At 54.6% G+C, this 15,624-nt stretch carries 16 protein-coding genes; 10 read left to right on the top strand and 6 right to left on the bottom strand.

What is annotated here, in order from left to right:
• Positions 1 to 64 precede the first annotated feature (64 nt).
• From ACWHRL_RS10985 to ACWHRL_RS10960, 6 genes are all read left to right on the top strand, one after another.
• Complete coding sequence (locus tag ACWHRL_RS10985; RefSeq protein WP_447893683.1) at positions 65 to 1,705, top strand: DUF4041 domain-containing protein; 1,641 nt, start codon at positions 65 to 67, stop codon at positions 1,703 to 1,705.
• Between the two features lie 816 nt (positions 1,706 to 2,521).
• Positions 2,522 to 3,439 (top strand): hypothetical protein, encoded by a 918-nt coding sequence (locus tag ACWHRL_RS10980; RefSeq protein WP_447893682.1) that lies wholly within the window; start codon positions 2,522 to 2,524, stop codon positions 3,437 to 3,439.
• A complete protein-coding gene (locus ACWHRL_RS10975; protein WP_447893681.1) occupies positions 3,432 to 3,890 on the top strand; it encodes a hypothetical protein in 459 nt (152 codons plus the stop codon). Before ACWHRL_RS10980 ends, ACWHRL_RS10975 begins: the two co-directional genes overlap by 8 nt.
• Complete coding sequence (locus ACWHRL_RS10970; RefSeq protein WP_447893680.1) at positions 3,890 to 5,905, top strand: hypothetical protein; 2,016 nt, start codon at positions 3,890 to 3,892, stop codon at positions 5,903 to 5,905. The genes ACWHRL_RS10975 and ACWHRL_RS10970 overlap by 1 nt, the downstream gene beginning before the upstream one ends.
• A 628-nt stretch (positions 5,906 to 6,533) precedes the next feature.
• Complete coding sequence (locus ACWHRL_RS10965; RefSeq protein ID WP_447893679.1) at positions 6,534 to 6,824, top strand: lysozyme inhibitor LprI family protein; 291 nt, start codon at positions 6,534 to 6,536, stop codon at positions 6,822 to 6,824.
• 160 nt (positions 6,825 to 6,984) lie between these two features.
• Positions 6,985 to 7,134: a DUF333 domain-containing protein gene (locus tag ACWHRL_RS10960; RefSeq protein WP_447893678.1), complete on the top strand. Its 150-nt coding sequence runs from the start codon at positions 6,985 to 6,987 to the stop codon at positions 7,132 to 7,134.
• Positions 7,135 to 7,190: 56 nt separating this feature from the next.
• Here the strand turns inward: ACWHRL_RS10960 and ACWHRL_RS10955 are convergent, their stop codons facing one another.
• Positions 7,191 to 7,679 carry a pyridoxamine 5'-phosphate oxidase family protein gene (locus tag ACWHRL_RS10955; RefSeq protein ID WP_447893677.1) on the bottom strand — a complete coding sequence of 163 codons (489 nt, stop codon included), beginning with the start codon at positions 7,677 to 7,679 and terminating at the stop codon, positions 7,191 to 7,193.
• A 156-nt stretch (positions 7,680 to 7,835) separates the two neighbouring features.
• Here ACWHRL_RS10955 and ACWHRL_RS10950 point away from each other — a divergent pair, with 156 nt between their 5' ends.
• Together ACWHRL_RS10950 and ACWHRL_RS10945 are read left to right on the top strand one after the other, a co-directional pair.
• Positions 7,836 to 8,804, top strand: coding sequence for a GlxA family transcriptional regulator (locus ACWHRL_RS10950; RefSeq protein WP_447893676.1), 969 nt, complete (start codon positions 7,836 to 7,838; stop codon positions 8,802 to 8,804).
• A gap of 211 nt (positions 8,805 to 9,015) precedes the next feature.
• Entirely contained in the window at positions 9,016 to 9,927 is a 912-nt protein-coding gene (locus ACWHRL_RS10945) for an ABC transporter substrate-binding protein (RefSeq protein WP_447896166.1), read from the top strand.
• Between the two features lie 54 nt (positions 9,928 to 9,981).
• Here the strand turns inward: ACWHRL_RS10945 and ACWHRL_RS10940 are convergent, their stop codons facing one another.
• Genes ACWHRL_RS10940 through ACWHRL_RS10925 form a run of 4 tightly spaced genes read right to left on the bottom strand, consistent with a single transcriptional unit; the run spans position 9,982 to position 13,169 of the window.
• Positions 9,982 to 10,809 carry an alpha/beta hydrolase gene (locus ACWHRL_RS10940; RefSeq protein ID WP_447893675.1) on the bottom strand — a complete coding sequence of 276 codons (828 nt, stop codon included), beginning with the start codon at positions 10,807 to 10,809 and terminating at the stop codon, positions 9,982 to 9,984.
• Between the two features lies 1 nt (position 10,810).
• Positions 10,811 to 11,263, bottom strand: coding sequence for a thioesterase family protein (locus tag ACWHRL_RS10935; protein ID WP_447893674.1), 453 nt, complete (start codon positions 11,261 to 11,263; stop codon positions 10,811 to 10,813).
• Positions 11,263 to 12,267: an L-carnitine dehydrogenase gene (locus ACWHRL_RS10930; protein ID WP_447893673.1), complete on the bottom strand. Its 1,005-nt coding sequence runs from the start codon at positions 12,265 to 12,267 to the stop codon at positions 11,263 to 11,265. The genes ACWHRL_RS10935 and ACWHRL_RS10930 overlap by 1 nt, the downstream gene beginning before the upstream one ends.
• Positions 12,264 to 13,169 carry a 3-keto-5-aminohexanoate cleavage protein gene (locus ACWHRL_RS10925; RefSeq protein ID WP_447893672.1) on the bottom strand — a complete coding sequence of 302 codons (906 nt, stop codon included), beginning with the start codon at positions 13,167 to 13,169 and terminating at the stop codon, positions 12,264 to 12,266. Before ACWHRL_RS10925 ends, ACWHRL_RS10930 begins: the two co-directional genes overlap by 4 nt.
• 228 nt (positions 13,170 to 13,397) lie before the next feature.
• Between ACWHRL_RS10925 and ACWHRL_RS10920 the strand changes: the two genes are divergently transcribed.
• Positions 13,398 to 14,483: a catalase family protein gene (locus ACWHRL_RS10920; RefSeq protein ID WP_447893671.1), complete on the top strand. Its 1,086-nt coding sequence runs from the start codon at positions 13,398 to 13,400 to the stop codon at positions 14,481 to 14,483.
• Between the two features lie 46 nt (positions 14,484 to 14,529).
• Positions 14,530 to 15,033: a CreA family protein gene (locus tag ACWHRL_RS10915; RefSeq protein WP_447893670.1), complete on the top strand. Its 504-nt coding sequence runs from the start codon at positions 14,530 to 14,532 to the stop codon at positions 15,031 to 15,033.
• A 22-nt stretch (positions 15,034 to 15,055) separates the two neighbouring features.
• Here the strand turns inward: ACWHRL_RS10915 and ACWHRL_RS10910 are convergent, their stop codons facing one another.
• Positions 15,056 to 15,604, bottom strand: coding sequence for a CAP domain-containing protein (locus ACWHRL_RS10910; protein WP_447893668.1), 549 nt, complete (start codon positions 15,602 to 15,604; stop codon positions 15,056 to 15,058).
• Positions 15,605 to 15,624: the final 20 nt, after the last annotated feature.

Here is a 15,624-nt window from a genome sequence, read left to right as displayed (position 1 = left end):
TTTAAAGCTAAGATTGGTTAGAGTGATCACAGAGGCGCAACCACAATTGTTTTAGGGGATCTGGATGGAATTTTCGAAGATTTTTTTAGTCGCTCTCGGCTGCCTGGTGCTCTCTGGATGGATTGCCACCCTGGTAATCGCGATAAAGAAAAAAAACTTAAAGAAACAAGTAACTGATGTAAGTTCAGCGCTTGAAGAAAAGAGTCATAAGATAAGCGAGCTAAACGCCACTCTTGAGCGCTTATCGAAGTATCAAGTGATTGAAGATGCAGAGCTGGAAGCGGAGCGTATAGTCTTCGAGGCAAAGAAAAAAGCCGGTCAGCTATGGCAAGACGCTGAACGTGAAAGCAAAAGCCATTTAACAGCTGCTTTCAGCAGGAAAGAAAACGCTGAATTCGAAGCTGTCAGTATCAAGCGAAATGCGGATGAAAAGCGGTCTCAAATAATCGCAGAAGCGCGGCGTGAGGCATCTGAAATTCGTGACAAAGTCAGGCTTTCGGAATCTAAATCACAAAGCCTCGTCCAAGAGGCTCATACCAGAGCCGAAAAGATCATCTCCCATGCCCGCATTCAGGCTGAGGAGACCGCTGGAAATGCATTGAAAGCGGTGGAAAACGCCAAACTCTATGAGCAAACAGCTAAGGCCATGAAGAATATCATCGAAGGTTATCACGATGATTACATTATTCCGAACGCCAGCCTGCTGGACGACTTGGCCGACGATTTTTCACATAAGGATGCCGGACAAAAGCTCAAGCAATCACGTAAGCACAGTGCAGATATGGCAAAAAATGGCCGGGCGGGCGACTGCGATTATGTCGAGAAAGTAAGAAGAGAATACGCCATCCACTTTGCAGTTGATGCTTTCAATGGCAAGGTCGATTCCATCCTGTCTAAAGTTAAGCATGATAATTACGGCAAACTGAAACAAGGGGTTCTCGATGCGTTTGCGTTGGTAAACCATAATGGACAACCCTTTAAAAACGCTCGAATCACCGACCTGTATTTGCAAGCACGGCTAGATGAGCTGAAGTGGGCGGTAGCGACAATGGAGCTAAAGCGCATTGAGCAGGAGGAGCAGAGAGAAATTCGTGAGCAAATGCGGGAAGAAGAGAAGGCCCGTAGAGATATTGAGAAAGCTTTAAAGCAGGCTGAAAAAGAAGAGAAAATGCTCGCTAAAGCGATGGCTGAGGCTCGAAAGCAACTTGAGAGTGCCAACGACGCTGAGCGCGAGGGCTATGAGGCCCGCATGGCAGAACTTGAGCTTCAACTGCAAGAATCAGCGTCTCGAGGCCAGCGTGCAATTTCGATGGCCCAACAGACAAGGCGTGGTCACGTTTACGTCATTTCGAACATTGGCTCATTCGGCGAAAATATTTTCAAGATAGGCATGACCCGTCGGCTTGAACCCCTGGATCGCGTCAAGGAGCTTGGTGATGCCAGCGTGCCATTCTCATTTGATGTGCATGCAATGATTTATTCCGACGATGCTCCCTCTTTAGAACGCGAGCTTCACCGGAGATTCGCTAACCGCCAAGTGAACCGGCTTAATGCGCGTAAGGAGTTTTTCCAAGTTCCTATCTCGGAAGTTCGAGAGGTGGTGGATAGCCAACAAGCCGAAGTCCATTGGACGATGGCGGCCGAGGCGTGGGAATACAGAGAGTCCCTTGCTCTAGCTGGAAAGCAGTTGCAAGCCGTATCGTAGTGTTGGTGGCTTGAACGCAAGCAGTGCCAGAAAGAGAAGCATAGATGAGGCTATTTATAGTGGCAGTACCGGGGCGCTATAGGTCTGAAGCGCAAATGGAGTATGTGCCCAACCTGAACGATCTCGACGCCGCATAGGCAAAGATGCTGGTATGAGATCCACGGCCCGCCTTTGTGCGGGGCGTTCGTCTGTTAAGGCTTAGCGAGAGAATGGCAGCTACTGAGCGCGGCCACAGACCGTCTGGCTAGGATGTTGCCAACCTCATACCCGCGTACCGGCCGCGACCCACGGCGCGCTATCGGCACCCCGCCCCGCCCGCGCGCTAAATGTAGTGGTTTTTATGCACCCTTGCGTCCGTCGCCAAGCCGCGCCACTGCTGAGCTGGCTGGTGGAAAATGAGTGCATGAGAATTATGCGGATTCATGCAGGGTTATGCAGTTTTGACGAATAGATAAGGGAGCAACAATCGAAAGCGGGGCCACCGGCAGGCCGATAGCTACAAAGGACATTCCTGACAAGATCCTGTAAGGCTAAAGTCTTCCGGCGCAGGGTGGCCTAAAGTTGCAGCTAAGCGGGTTGCGTAGATGTAAAGGAATGGGTAATACTGCTAACGATAGTTAAAGTGGAAATCATGGTTTTATGTGTGTCAAACTGTTTGCCACCATAATTCGCATATCACTAAACGACATCTTTCGACCACAAGCGGCCAGTCCGCCAGTAGCGGGGCCTGTACCCGTTTTGAATACAATAACTGATAGTTTTTGTACAATATTCCAAAAAATCGATTAAATAGAATGAGCGACCAATAAATAAATTATGGATATTTTTATTGAGCAATTAACGCCGAAGGATTGGGAGTGGTTTTGCTCACGTATGCTGCGTTACCATCATGGTGCAAATAATTTCTGGGAAGTGCCGGATGCAGATCAAGGAGATTCTGGCCTAGAGTTTTTTGCCATCGATGGAACACTTTATCAGTGCTATTTTCCTGATAAAAACGCAGATATGGCGGCCTACAAGCAAAAAATCCAGAAAAAAATAAGAGAGGATCTTAATAAACTAAAAACAAATGAAATTGAAATAGCAAGATTACTTGATGGGGCTGTGTTCAAAGTGAAGCGGTGGATTCTTTTGGTTCCTGAAATGAAGTCAAAAGAATTGATTAAATATTGTAATACTAAAAAAAATGATCTGCTAAAAGATCCTCCAGCCTTTATTGATGTTAATGATTTTCAGGTAAAAATCGACACATCGGATTGTTATCCTGATGGAGCGATTTTTGCAAAACAGAGCCACGCAAAGGCCGTGGATATTCCTCTAATTGAAGTTGATGATGCTAATAAGGCTGTATGGCAAGAAAGTAATATTGAGTTTTCAGCCAATATTGAACGAAAATCAGATACGCTCATGGGTGAAAAATCGAAAAAATTTAAAGATAATGTCGTTAAAAAATACATTCAGATTGAAAAATTTCTAGACGATCTTCGTGAAAATTATCCCGATCTTCACGAGCTGGTCGAAGATAGTGCGCGGGCACAGTTAGAAAAGATTAAAGACAATTCTTTGTTTGAGGACGCGCTTGATAAGGAGTTCGTTAATAACGTGCGTAAAGGAAATGAGCAGGCATTTTCAAAGCATGCTAAATTGATGTCTGATACAAACATGCAGTCGCTCTCTTTTGGCTATTTATCTAAATGGCTAGCCGAATGTTATATGGATTTTATCTATGAATAAGTGCAACAAGGTCAAGACGGTTATAAGTGACAAATCGTATCCTCTTCCTATAGAGATGCGACCACTGTGGCGAATATGTCTGATCGTGGTTTCTTTGGCTGTTGTATCAGGTGATAAGCGTTATCTGGATGTTAAGAAAGTTAATATTCTTGTATGGATACTCATTCGCCGAGCGCGCTGGGACGAATATGAAGAATTTCTTCATGGCCGCTCAGAAGATACCCCTTTAGTATCAGTTGATACAGCAATGTTTAAGGCTTTTGAGCTTGCCATAGCAAAAGAAATTTTAACGCTAGAGGCAGGCAGAATCTATATGACTAAGAATGCTGTTAATTTGTATGTACTACTTATCGAAAACGGCATCATGCAAGCTGAAATAGCTTATCTGAAAAAAAATGGGAAGAAACTCACAGATCATAAAGTTAAAGAATTGACGGGAGGGTTGTTATAGTGCTTGGATTAAAAATAGACAACCTGCATATTTTGGTGAACGCTAATGGACGGCAGTTCGAATGCACTATACCGTTTAAAGATGGTCTGAATATTATACGAGCCGAAAATTCGTCTGGAAAGTCAACATGTGTAAACGCAATTGCATACGGCTTGGGGCTGGAGGCTATACTAGGCCCAATCCGTAAGCGTCCTTTTCCGAAATCGCTTTATGAAGAAATTTTTGATTCAAAAGAAGATCAGAACCCATTTTTTGTTAGTTCTTCCAAAGTTACTCTTGATATAAGAAATAGTAAAGGTCAAGTAGCGCGCCTGACCCGTGATATAGCGGGGCATGCCATGAAGATTAGTGTTGAGATGGATGGTAAGATAACTGATTATTTTCTTGGGTCATCAGGTAAAGTAGGTTCCGCTGTTAGTGAAAGGGGGTTCCACCATTGGCTTGCTGATTATATAGACTGGTCTCTTCCAAATGTTGTGGCCTTTGATGGTTCCGAGACGACGCTTTATCTTGAGTGCATATTCCCTCTGTTTTTTGTTGAGCAAAAGCGCGGCTGGTCTGAGATACAGGCTAATATCCCGACACATTATGGTATTAAGAACGTTAAAAGGGTTGCGTCTGAATTTTGTTTAGGTATTGATAGTTTTGAGTTCGAGAGAAAAGCTATCAATTATAAGAATAAAATTGATGAGGCTAAATCTGAGTGGGATAAGCTGGCCTCGGCAGCACAAGTTGCAGCCGAGTTTAACTCTGTTGATTTGTCCATGATACCGGAAATTAACAAGTACCATACTAGTGTTAATATTGAGTTTTACTATTTGGAAGGAAATTCCAAGATAAGCGTTTCGGAAAAACAGAAGTCACTTTCAAAGCTTTTGGAAAGGCTAGAAAGTGATGTGATGGCAGTCACGCCAGATAATGATAAACTTGAATTTCAAAGTGCAGTTGTACGTAATCTCCAGAGGAATTATGAAGAGCTTTCCGAGCTTTCCGAAGCGACGATGATATCCGTGACTGATACGGAAAATAAGCTATTAACCCTTAAAAATGACCTGGACCAGTATCAACAACTTCGCCACTTGAAAAAGGTCGGTAGTGACATCGGAGCTAATCTGGATACCGAGACATGCCCGATTTGTGAGAGTGTTCTCTACGATACTCTTGGAAGCCGGAACGTTAAAAGACAGCCGATGACACTCGAAGAGAATATAGATTTTCTCAAGAGTCAGGTCGAGTTTTTCGAGACTGTACGTAATCGAGGGTTAAAACAGTTCAAAGTCTATCGTGTAAAAGCAAATTTTCTTAAATCCAGTTATGAAGCCGAAGTTCAGAAGTTGAAGGAAATTCGCGACGATATAAATGATTTCAATGGAGCTTCAAAATCACTGCTACGTGAAAAGATTGTGGCAGAAATCGCGCTGAAGGATTCAGAGAAGTTGAAAGCTATTCAAGACGAGTTGAGGGAGCGTGCCTCAAAAGCACACACAAAATGGACGACAAATATAGAGGGGCTAAGACTGCTACGCAAACAATCCAGTATTGATAATAAGGGGCTTGTAATAAACAGGCTTCAAGCAATAGTGAGAGGGGATCTCGAAGCATTCCGGTTTAACCCTTCGGCTATCAGATCTATTTCAATTTCGCCACAAACATTAAGACCTGAGCAAGAAGGCTATGATATTGTTGCTGAAACTTCGGCCAGTGATTATATACGGATCATTTGGGCGTACACCTTGGCATTGATGGAATTGGCAGCCAAAGAACAGGATGTAAAACATGGTGGATTTGTCGTATTTGATGAGCCGCGTCAACATGAGGCGAGTAAGTTGAGTTTTAGTAACTTAATCAGAAAGGCTTCTGATTCAAAGTCTTACGGTGGCCAGGTTGTCTTTGCTACGAGTTTGGACGAAGGCGAACTTTCGATTGCCTGCAAAGGCAAGGACGTTAACCTCATTTGCTTTAATGACTATATTCTGACCCCTGTTGAACAGGATGCTGAGGATGAGATTTATTAACCTAATTCTATAGAATATTTGAGCGGCTATTCGCTAAGCGATTTAGATAGATGTGCTAACAGTTATCGAGCCTAATGTCTCTGTCTAAGTGTTTATGGAAAATTAGGCCGATCAAACTACCGTCTACCAAGTGCATATTGTAGGGCTGGTTTTTCGCTAGGCCCCAAACCAGCCGCACAGCGAGCGTAGTATGATCCTTCGGTGAAGGACTGATCTGGCCGTAAACAGTCCATCTGTGTCGCAAATTGTATCACCAGTGATAATATCCAATTATAAGCCGTCAGCGAACTGTGGATGATGGTATACGGTGTGGTATATTGATTTTTTAATTATCATTTAAAAACGCTATTATTCAATAGTTTAATGGTTTTTTTAGACTCCTGCCAGGAACTAGCTTTTAAAAAAGCCCTGCATCCTCAACAATACTCAAATACCCATCCTCCACAAAATCTCCATCCAACTCTCAAGCATCAGTTAATCTTCAAGCCTTAACTTAACCAGCCATGTGGAGCCCTCAATGAACAAAAACCGTTTACCCATGATAGCCGCAGCATCTTTATTTATACCGTTATCTTTCACAGCCCAAGCTAAAGATGAAGATCCCTACACCAACCAATACAGCACCTGCATGGAAGCCTCCGGCGGCGTCACGCAATCCATGGTCGAGTGCATGAGCGACGAACTCGAGATTCAAGACCAACGTCTCAACGATGCCTACCGCGCTATTCGTAGCGAGTTACCCGAGGCGCGGCAAATCGCCCTGCGGGATGCCCAGCGGCTTTGGATCTCGTACCGGGATGCCAACTGCTACTTCTACGCGACAGGGGAAGGCACGATAGCTCGTTTGATCAGCAACGACTGCTTTTTAAGCGCCACCGCCAAGCGGGCCACGGAGCTTGCGGATATGCAGCAGCCCTGAGCCGGGTATTTCGCCACCGGGGCGGGGAGTGGCTATAGTGAGTCAACGGGGTTTATAAAAGGAGACCAATATGATTCGTTATAGCGTAGGCGCGGTGTTGCTTGTGGCCCTGGCAGGGTGCGCGGCACCTGGGTCCAACGGGGCAGAACAGGCGCAGGAAATGGCCGTGAATTACTGCGAGCGGGAAGGGGGCGAGGTGAGAACCCGCGACGGCAGCGATGATGGCCGCCAGTACTGTCATTTGATGGAGGGCCGAGTCATCGAAGTGAACCAGCTGTACCGTTCGGAAGGGTTGCGCTTACACGAGTGAAATTGCCCCACGGCGCCGGGCAAGCCGGCGCCGTGGGGGAGATAGGCGTTAGACGATCAGTGGCCGAACTTCTCGTTCTCGCCCATATCCGGAGTGTCGTCTTTTTTGATGTTGGCCTTGGCGATTTCGTAGAGCTGGTAGACTTTGCTCTCGTTGGCTTTCCAGTGCTCACCCATCTCGATCTTGATTTCGAGCAGGGCGATGTCCGGGTCGTCCTTGCCTTCCGGGAACCAGGCGGCGATGAAGGGGTTCCAGTACTTGTGTATCAGGTCGCGGTTGTCGGTCAGGTTGGCCTTGCCGGACATGGAGACGTAGATACCGTGCTCCTGATCCGAGAAGCTCAGGCAAACGTCGTGATCTTTTTCCGCCTCGAACACTTTTTCAGCGCTGCGGCGGGTGTAGAACCAAAGCGTGCCGTCGTACTCTTCCTGCACCAAGTGCATGGGGCGGGCGCGGGGCATTTCGTGGTCATTGGTGACCAACATGCCTACTTTGATATCCTTGATCATCGACCAGATTTTTTGCTTATGCTCGGGGCTCGACATCGTTCACTCTCCTTATGAATCGGCTTTCTATGCTAACGCGCACAGAGGCCTGTGCTTCGTTACCCGTTTCAGTGTAGAAGAGAGCGCGCCGGCTTGCCTTTAAATTAGCCGGCGCGTGGGGCCGGTTTTAAAACACTCTATCCATCGGGAGCGACATTGCGCCTGCACTATGTTGGGCCGTTACCGGAGCGTATCGGGTTTCTCCTCCTGCCGCGTTTTTCGATGATGGCGTTTTTCTCCGCCGTGGAGCCGCTGCGTATCGCCAACCGTATCAGCGGCAAGGCGCTTTTCGAGTGGGTGCTGTTGAGCGAAAACGGCGAGCCGGTCACCGCCAGCAACCAGATGACGTTGATGGTGGACCAGCCCATCGGCACCCTCGATGTATCGTCGTTGGCGCTTTGTAGCGGCTTCGAGCCCGAGGCCCATTTGAACCGGGCGCTCACGGGGTGGCTACACCGGTTGGACCAGGCCGGGTGCGCGCTCGGCGGGCTGGATACCGGCGGGTTCCTGTTGGCAAAAGCCGAGCTTTTGAAGGGCGAGCGGGTCACGCTTCACTGGGAGAGCCTGCCGGTGTTTCGCGAGCGCTTTCCCGGCATCGAAACCTCGGATGAGCTGTTCGAGCTAGGCGAGCGGCGTTTCTCCTGCGCCGGTGGGGCGGCGGCGATGGACATGGCGCTGGAGGTCATTGCCCGGCGCCACGGGGCGGCGCTGGCAGTGGCGGTCTCGGAGCAGCTGATTCACGAGCGCCTGCGCAGCCACCACGACCAGCAGCGCATGTCCCTCGCGCGGCGCCTGGGCAGCCACAACCGCCGCCTGGTCGAGGCGGTCGCGCTGATGGAGCGCCACCTGGAAGAACCGCTCACATTGGGCGAGATCGCCCGACAAAGCGGCGTTTCGGCGCGCCAATTACAGCGCCTGTTCGAGGACCAGCTAGGGGCCTCGCCGCGTCAGTGGTACCAGAACCTGCGCCTGGAACGCGCCGAGCGGCTCTTGATCGAAACCGACATGGGCGTACTCGCCATCGCCGTTGCTTGCGGGTTCGGCTCCAGTTCCAGCTTCGCCCGGGCGTTTCGTGCCCGGTTCGGGCATTCGCCCATTCAGGCGCGCCGCCACGCCCGGCTTTGAAACGCCATGTCGTAAAGTGTGGCTTTAGGGTCGCCTGGTGTCGTTTTCGCGGGGGTGAAGCGGTCAAACTGGTGGCCTACCGTCAATAGAGGAGACGCGAATGAGCACGGCCCTGAAAACACTGCCCGCAAGCGTTCTGCACGATACCCGTTCAAACAATATTCGCTCAAACCAGGCCCGCTCAACCAGCGCTCGCCTGCCCAAGGCGTTGATGGTCGGCGCGTTGAGCCTGAGCGGCCTGGCCTGCGCCACCGCCGCCCAGGCCGCGCTCGATGAAGTGCGTTTTGGCGTGCCGCCCTGGCCGGGGGTGACGGTGAAGTCCGAAGTGGCCGCGCAGTTGATGGAGGCCATGGGTTACGAGACCCGCCAGCGCGACCTGGCCGTCAGCGTGATTCTCGAAGGCCTGACCCGCGGCGATATCGACGTTTATCTGGGCGGCTGGTATCCGGTGCAAACGGATATGGTCGAGCCCCTGGTGGATAACGGCCAGGTCGAGAAGCTCGTCTCCAACATCGAAGGCGCGAACTCGGGGCTGGTGGTGCCGCGCTACGTGTATGACGCGGGGGTGACCACGGTGGCCGACCTGAACGAGCACCGTGAGCGTTTCGAAGGCGAGATTCAGGGCATCGAGGCGGGCACCGGCATCAATACCGCCGTGCTGAACGCCATCGACAACGACCTGGCCGGTTTGGGCGACTGGCGCCTGCGGGAAAGCTCCACTTCGGCCATGCTGGCCCAGGCCGAGCAGCGCATGCGCGACGAAGAGTGGGTGACCTTCGTGGGCTGGGAGCCCCACTGGATGAACGTAAGCTTCGATTTGGCGTATCTAAAAGACTCGGATGATGCGGGCGTGGCCGAGATCGAAAGTACCGTGTGGACCGTGGTACCGGCGAGCCTGGCCGAGGACGACCCGGCGCTGCACCGCTTTCTCTCCCAGTTCGTGGTGGATATCGAAGATCAAAACGAGTGGGTCCACGGCTACAGCTTCGACGACCGCCCGGCGGATGAAGTCGCCTCCGAGTGGATCGCCGCCAACCTGGAGACCGTCGAGGCCTGGCTGGACGGCGTCGAGGATAAAGACGGCGAACCCGCCATCGAAGCGGTAAGAGCCGCCTACGAATAACCCTTGGTCTTGCTTCTTTTCTAACTGAGCTACGTTGCTAAACGGCCTTCGCTGCTAACCGGCCTTTGAGGCTAAACGACGTTCGAGCGCCTGGCAGAAATCCTGCCAGGCGTTTTGCATGTCTGGAAGGTGTGCCTGGGCGTGAAGGGCGCCGTGCACCATGTTGGGCGCGCACCGGTAACCTACCTCTGCGCCTTGATGGCGCCACCGCTCGACCACTCGCTCGAGCGGTGCGGTCAGCGGGTCGTGCTCCACCGCGAGAACTTCGACGACGCCCTTGGGAAGCGGCGTCGGCGCGCTCGAAGCAAGCGCCGGGCACAGCGGCGAGATGAACAGCACGTCCTGGCGGCTCAATAGCGGGGCGTCTGGCCCCAGCGTTTCATGGTGCAAGCCGTTCACCGGTGGGTAGATAAGCCCCAGTACCGCTTTTGAATTAAGCCGTGTCGCGGCGTCCATCGCCAGCCGCGCGCCAGCGCTGTCACCCACCAGGCAAGCAGGCTCCGCGGCGTCGATCACCTCGCAACAGCGTTTGAGCATGCTGGAGTAATTCGCTTCATAAGCGAGGGGGTAGTCGACGCTGATCACCTCACGCTTGAGCTGCTCGGCCAGGCTTGCCGCGACGCCGTGATGACTCACCACCGACCCGATGGTGAAACCGCCGCCGTGTAGAAAGATCACAGGCTCAGGGCCAGCGTGGGCGGGCTTGAAGCGCCGTATGGGTACGTGGGCCAGTACGTCATCGGCTACCTGCATGCCCGCCGGGTCCGAAGGCGTGAACGACTGGCACAGCGCATCGTAGTGCTTTCGCGCCTGGGGCAGCGGCAGTGATTCAAGCGTGGCCTGGCCTTTTTCAAAGCGGCGAATGAAGGTTGTGATATCCATGTCAGGGAATTCCGATGGTACGCCCGGCAAGCGCGGGCCAAGTGTGTTCGTCGCAGGCGGGGAGCGAGGCGATGGCCTCGTTCACCGGCGCGGGAAAGGGCGCCGGGCGCCCGCTTTGCACGTCGATGCCCATTAGCATCTGCTCGCTGGTAGCAAGCAGCGCCCCCTCGCTATCCTGCATCTCGAAAAACACGTGCAGGCGCTTGGCATCCTGGTTCAACACCCGCGCGATAACAACCAAAGCCTGGCCCTCATGAGCTTCTTGCCGGTAGCAAAGGTGCGTTTCCAGGGTGTAGAGCGTGTAGCGATGCTGGGCGCGGCCCTCGCTGCCTAGGCCGATGTGGTCCATCAGCGCATCGACGGCCCGCGAGAAGACCCGGGCGTACTCGGCGTCGTTCATGTGGCCGTTGTAGTCGACCCAGTCGCTTGCCACTTCGGTGGTGAGTATCTGCATCAGAGCCGTCCTTTCAAGCCTTCGGCCTCGGGCCAGTATTTTTGCACCAGGCCGAGCAGTTCGACCAGGAAGTCGTCGCGGCGGCGGTCGAGCTCGGCCACGCTGCGCCCGGCGGCCTGGTGCTCGCAGCCTTCGACCACGCGGTCGATCAGCTCGTCGGTGAGCTCCGGGGCTTCGAGTTTGGTCCAGGGCTGTTTCAAGGCCGGTCCGAACTGCTCGAGCATATGGCGCATGCCCTGGTCGCCACCGGCCAAGTGGAAGGTCAGGAAGGTGCCCATCAACGACCAGCGCAGCCCGCAGCCGTAGACCACCGCGGCGTCCACTTCTTCGGTGGTGGCTACGCCGTCGTTGACCAAGTGCAGCGCCTCGCGCCAGAGCGCCTCCATCAAACGATCCGCCAGGTGGCCCTCGATCTCCTTGCGCACCACCAGCGGGCGCATGGCCAGGTCTTCGTAAAGGCGCTGAGCGCGTTCGATGTGGGCCGGCGTAGTAGTCTCGCCCCCCACCAGCTCGACCAGCGGCAGCAAATACACCGGGTTGAACGGGTGGGCGACGATCACCCGCCCCGGCGCTTTGAGGCAGCCAGCCTGAAGCTCAGAAGGCTTGTAGCCCGAGGTCGAGGAGCCGATCAGTACGGTTTCATCGGCGGCCTGGTCGATTCTGGCCAGCACGTCGCGCTTGAGTTCCAGGCGCTCGGGCACGTTCTCCTGAATGAGATCCGCGCCTTCGACCGCCGCGTCGATGGTATCGGCAAAACGCAGCCACTCCTTGCTGGCCCCCGGCGCCAGGCCCAGGCCTTCAAGCGAGGCCCAGGCGTTGTCGATGAATGCACGGGTACGCTCGGCAGCGGCCGGGTCCGGGTCGAACGCGACCACGTCGAAGCCCTGGGCCAACGCCCGGGCGATCCAGCCGTTGCCGATCACGCCGGTGCCGATGACGGACAGCTTTTGGGATCGTTGCTGAGACGGCTGTTGAGATCGTTGTTGAGACGGCTGCTGGCTCATGCGTTGGCTCCTTTATTCAAGGCTTTGGGGCCGTTGAGCGAGAGATGCGTGCGGGTCTCGGCCGGGGTCATCACCTGGCCGCCCAGGTTCTCGAGCAGGGTGGCGGCTTTTTCGACCAGCTGGGCGTTGGTCGCCATCACACCCTTTTTCAAGTAGAGGTTGTCCTCCAGCCCCACCCGGGCGTGGCCGCCGAGCAGCGCGGACTGCGCGACCATCGGCATCTGCGCGCGGCCGATGCCGAAGGCCGCCCACTGGGCGTTGGCGGGCAACTTGTTGCGCATGGCCACCATGGTTTCGGTGTCGGCTTCGGCGCCCCAGGGAATACCCAGGCAGAGCTGGTAGAGCGGGTCGCCGTCGATCAAGCCTTCCTGTTGAAGCTGGCGGGCGAACCAGACGTGGCCCAGGTCGAAACACTCGAGTTCCGGCTTGACGCCGGCGGCCTGCACCAGGCGGGCGTGCTCGCGCAGCCAGTCCGCCGGGTTGACGTAGACCATGTCGCCGAAGTTGAGGCTGCCGCAGTCCAGCGTGCACAGTTCGGGCAAGAGTTCCCCCACCGGGGCGTGGCGCTCGGCAGGCGTTTGAATATCGGTGCCTGGCCCGCCCCGGGTAGGGTCCTGGGTGTCGGGAATCCAGTCGCCGCCGCCGCCGGCGGTAATGTTCATCACGATGTCCTGGCCGGAATCGCGCACCCGGGCCATCACTTCGCGAAAATGCGCCGGGTCGTGGCTGACGCCGCCGGTGTTCGGGTCGCGCACGTGAATATGGGCCACGCTGGCGCCGGCCTTGGCCGCGGCGATGCAGTCGTTGGCGATCTGTTCCGGGGTGACCGGCACGTTGGGGTTCTTGCCGGTGGTGTCACCCGCGCCGGTCACGGCGCAGGTCAGGATGACATGGCGATTCATTACTCGCTCCACATTTGATGTTGATACGAATCAGTATGGCGCGATGCCAGGTTGTGAATTTGTTATAAGACGACGCTTGATATACCAGGGCGGACATTTGGCTGGGCGCTTTCGCCTAGGCGCTGACCGCTTGGCCAGGCTAAGCTTGGAGCACTGCGCGACAGGTAGTGTCCGCAGTGACCCGTGACGCTAGTAGAGATAACGAATAAAGCAAAGCATGGAGGCCCTATGGAGCTGTCTACTCCCCTACGCTATACCCCTGACGTTGAAACACCCCTGGAGGACGAGCAGGACGTCATCGATTCGCTCAATGACACCTTCGATACCATTTTAGAGCACACTTCTGAGGATTACGGCCACGCCGTGCGCGCCGTGCATGCCAAGGCCCACGGTATTTTGAGCGGTACGTTGAGCGTGGAGCAGGGGCTGCCCGATGAGTTGGCCCAGGGGCTTTTTGCCAGGCCCGGCGAGTTCGATGTGTTCTTGCGCCTTTCGACCAATGCCGGCGACATTCTTCCCGACGCCGTTTCGCTGCCCCGGGGGCTTGCGCTAAAAGTAGTGGATGTCGAAGGCGAGCGGCTGCCAGGCTCGGAAGGGCATAATCAGGATTTCATTTTGCTCAATGCGCCGGTCTTTCAAGCGCCCACGGCGAGCAAGTTTCTGACCAATCTCAAAATGCTGGCCAGTACCACGGACCGTTTGGAGGGCACCAAGGTGGTCGCCTCCAAAACCCTGCAGGGCGTGAACAAGGCGCTCGAGGCCGTGAGTAGTAGTAGCACCACGCTGGACGCGTTGGGCGGAGCGCCCAATATCGACCCGCTGGGGGAAACCTATTACAGCGCGACGGCTTTCCGCTACGGCGATTACATGGCCAAGTTCATGCTCAGACCGGTCAGCGACTCGCTCAAGGCGCTTACCGGGCGCACGGTCGATATCGACGGGCGCCAGGATGCGATCCGTGAAGATGTACGCGGTGAGATGCACCACCGCGCGGGCGAATGGGAGTTTTGCGTTCAGCTTTGCCGCGATCTCGAAAAGCAGCCGATCGAAGATGCAACGGTCGAGTGGGAAGAGACGCGCACGCCGTTTCAGCGGGTGGCCACGCTGCGTGTTCCCGCCCAGGATAGCTGGCAAGAAGAGAAGGTCAAGCGGGTCGAGGATGAAATGCGCTTTAGCGTCTGGACCGGTATTATCGACCACCAGCCGCTGGGTAATATCAACCGCGTGCGCAAGGAGACCTACCGCCACTCCGCGGATTTCCGTGCACGCTTCAACGGCTGCCCGTACCATGAACCGTCAGCCGGCTCTCATTGAGTCGAAGCGGTATCGATTTTTCTCCCTCGTTCAGGACCTCACACCGATGGCCAAGCCCTTGTTTCGTTTGAATCGCGCCGTGGTTGGATCACTGGCCGTGGCGGCGGCCCTGTTGCCGGCCGCGCTGCTGGCCCAGGACGCCCGTATCGGCAGCGTACGCACCGAGTTCAGAATGCTCGGGCCAAACAACACCATCGAGGTGGAGCGCTTCGACGACCCGAAGGTGCAGGGCATTTCGTGCTATATCTCCTACTCTCAGATTGGCGGTATTTCCGGCGCGATAGGCCTGGCGGAGGAGGCGAGCGAAGCGAGCGTGGCGTGTCGCCAAACCGGGCCGATCATCTTTGACCCGGATGAGGTCACCGAGCAGGAGGTCATTTTCACCCAGCGCCGCTCGGTGCTATTCAAAAACATGCGCGTCGTACGCATGCACGACGCCGGAACCCAAACCTTCGTCTACCTGACCTACAGCACCAAGCTGGTCGACGGCTCACCGAAAAATGCGATTACCGCGGTACACTACGGTGACTTAACTCCGGCCGCCCAGTAAGGCTTTACCCGGCTCTGAGCGCCTAGCGCGGGTCGGCGAAGGTCTGCGTCCAGTAAGTCGAATAGCGGGTGTCGTCGTTGTCGGCCCTCGCCATCCCCATTTCGCTGAACTGCTCGCTCATCAGGTTGCGACAATGGCCGGGGCTTTCGATCCAGCCCTCTATCGCTGCTTCGATCGACCGGTGGCCCGCCGCGATATTTTCGCCGACCGCTCGCCAGGCGTAGTCCTGTTCATTCACCCGCTCTTCGATGCTGGAGTCTTCGGAGCCGGTATGGCTAAAGAAGGCGTTCTCGGCCATGTCTTGTGAGTGCAGCCGGGCGGCGGCTTCGAGCTGGCAGCTCCAGCCAAGCGGCTCTACCGCAGGAAAAGACTCCCCACCGCACTCCCGGGCGCTGGCTCTGGCCTCGTTGACCCGCGAAAGCATTTCCTGCTGGCGCTCGGTCATCTCGCACTCGCTGGATGACGGCGTCTCTTGGGCTTTGGCGCTTAACGAGGCGGCCAGCAGGCAAATGCCCGCCACCGCCATGCCGGAAGTTCGTTTGAGTTGCTGGCGTGAAGATAGATTTTTCATGAATGCCCTGCCTAAAAGTA

Source organism: Vreelandella sp. GE22 (genome assembly GCF_968212445.1).
The sequence above is the reverse complement of the archived record's forward strand: the minus strand, read 5'-3'. Positions and strand labels throughout refer to the sequence as shown.

Coding starts and splice junctions, on each gene's coding strand:
- ACWHRL_RS10985 (WP_447893683.1), top strand. CDS start 65: ATGGAATTTTCGAAGATTTTTTTAGTCGCTCTCGGCTGCCTGGTGCTC.
- ACWHRL_RS10980 (WP_447893682.1), top strand. CDS start 2,522: ATGGATATTTTTATTGAGCAATTAACGCCGAAGGATTGGGAGTGGTTT.
- ACWHRL_RS10975 (WP_447893681.1), top strand. CDS start 3,432: ATGAATAAGTGCAACAAGGTCAAGACGGTTATAAGTGACAAATCGTAT.
- ACWHRL_RS10965 (WP_447893679.1), top strand. CDS start 6,534: ATGGAAGCCTCCGGCGGCGTCACGCAATCCATGGTCGAGTGCATGAGC.
- ACWHRL_RS10960 (WP_447893678.1), top strand. CDS start 6,985: ATGGCCGTGAATTACTGCGAGCGGGAAGGGGGCGAGGTGAGAACCCGC.
- ACWHRL_RS10955 (WP_447893677.1), bottom strand. CDS start 7,679: ATGTCGAGCCCCGAGCATAAGCAAAAAATCTGGTCGATGATCAAGGAT.
- ACWHRL_RS10945 (WP_447896166.1), top strand. CDS start 9,016: ATGGTCGGCGCGTTGAGCCTGAGCGGCCTGGCCTGCGCCACCGCCGCC.
- ACWHRL_RS10940 (WP_447893675.1), bottom strand. CDS start 10,809: ATGGATATCACAACCTTCATTCGCCGCTTTGAAAAAGGCCAGGCCACG.
- ACWHRL_RS10935 (WP_447893674.1), bottom strand. CDS start 11,263: ATGCAGATACTCACCACCGAAGTGGCAAGCGACTGGGTCGACTACAAC.
- ACWHRL_RS10930 (WP_447893673.1), bottom strand. CDS start 12,267: ATGAGCCAGCAGCCGTCTCAACAACGATCTCAACAGCCGTCTCAGCAA.
- ACWHRL_RS10925 (WP_447893672.1), bottom strand. CDS start 13,169: ATGAATCGCCATGTCATCCTGACCTGCGCCGTGACCGGCGCGGGTGAC.
- ACWHRL_RS10920 (WP_447893671.1), top strand. CDS start 13,398: ATGGAGCTGTCTACTCCCCTACGCTATACCCCTGACGTTGAAACACCC.
- ACWHRL_RS10915 (WP_447893670.1), top strand. CDS start 14,530: ATGGCCAAGCCCTTGTTTCGTTTGAATCGCGCCGTGGTTGGATCACTG.
- ACWHRL_RS10910 (WP_447893668.1), bottom strand. CDS start 15,604: ATGAAAAATCTATCTTCACGCCAGCAACTCAAACGAACTTCCGGCATG.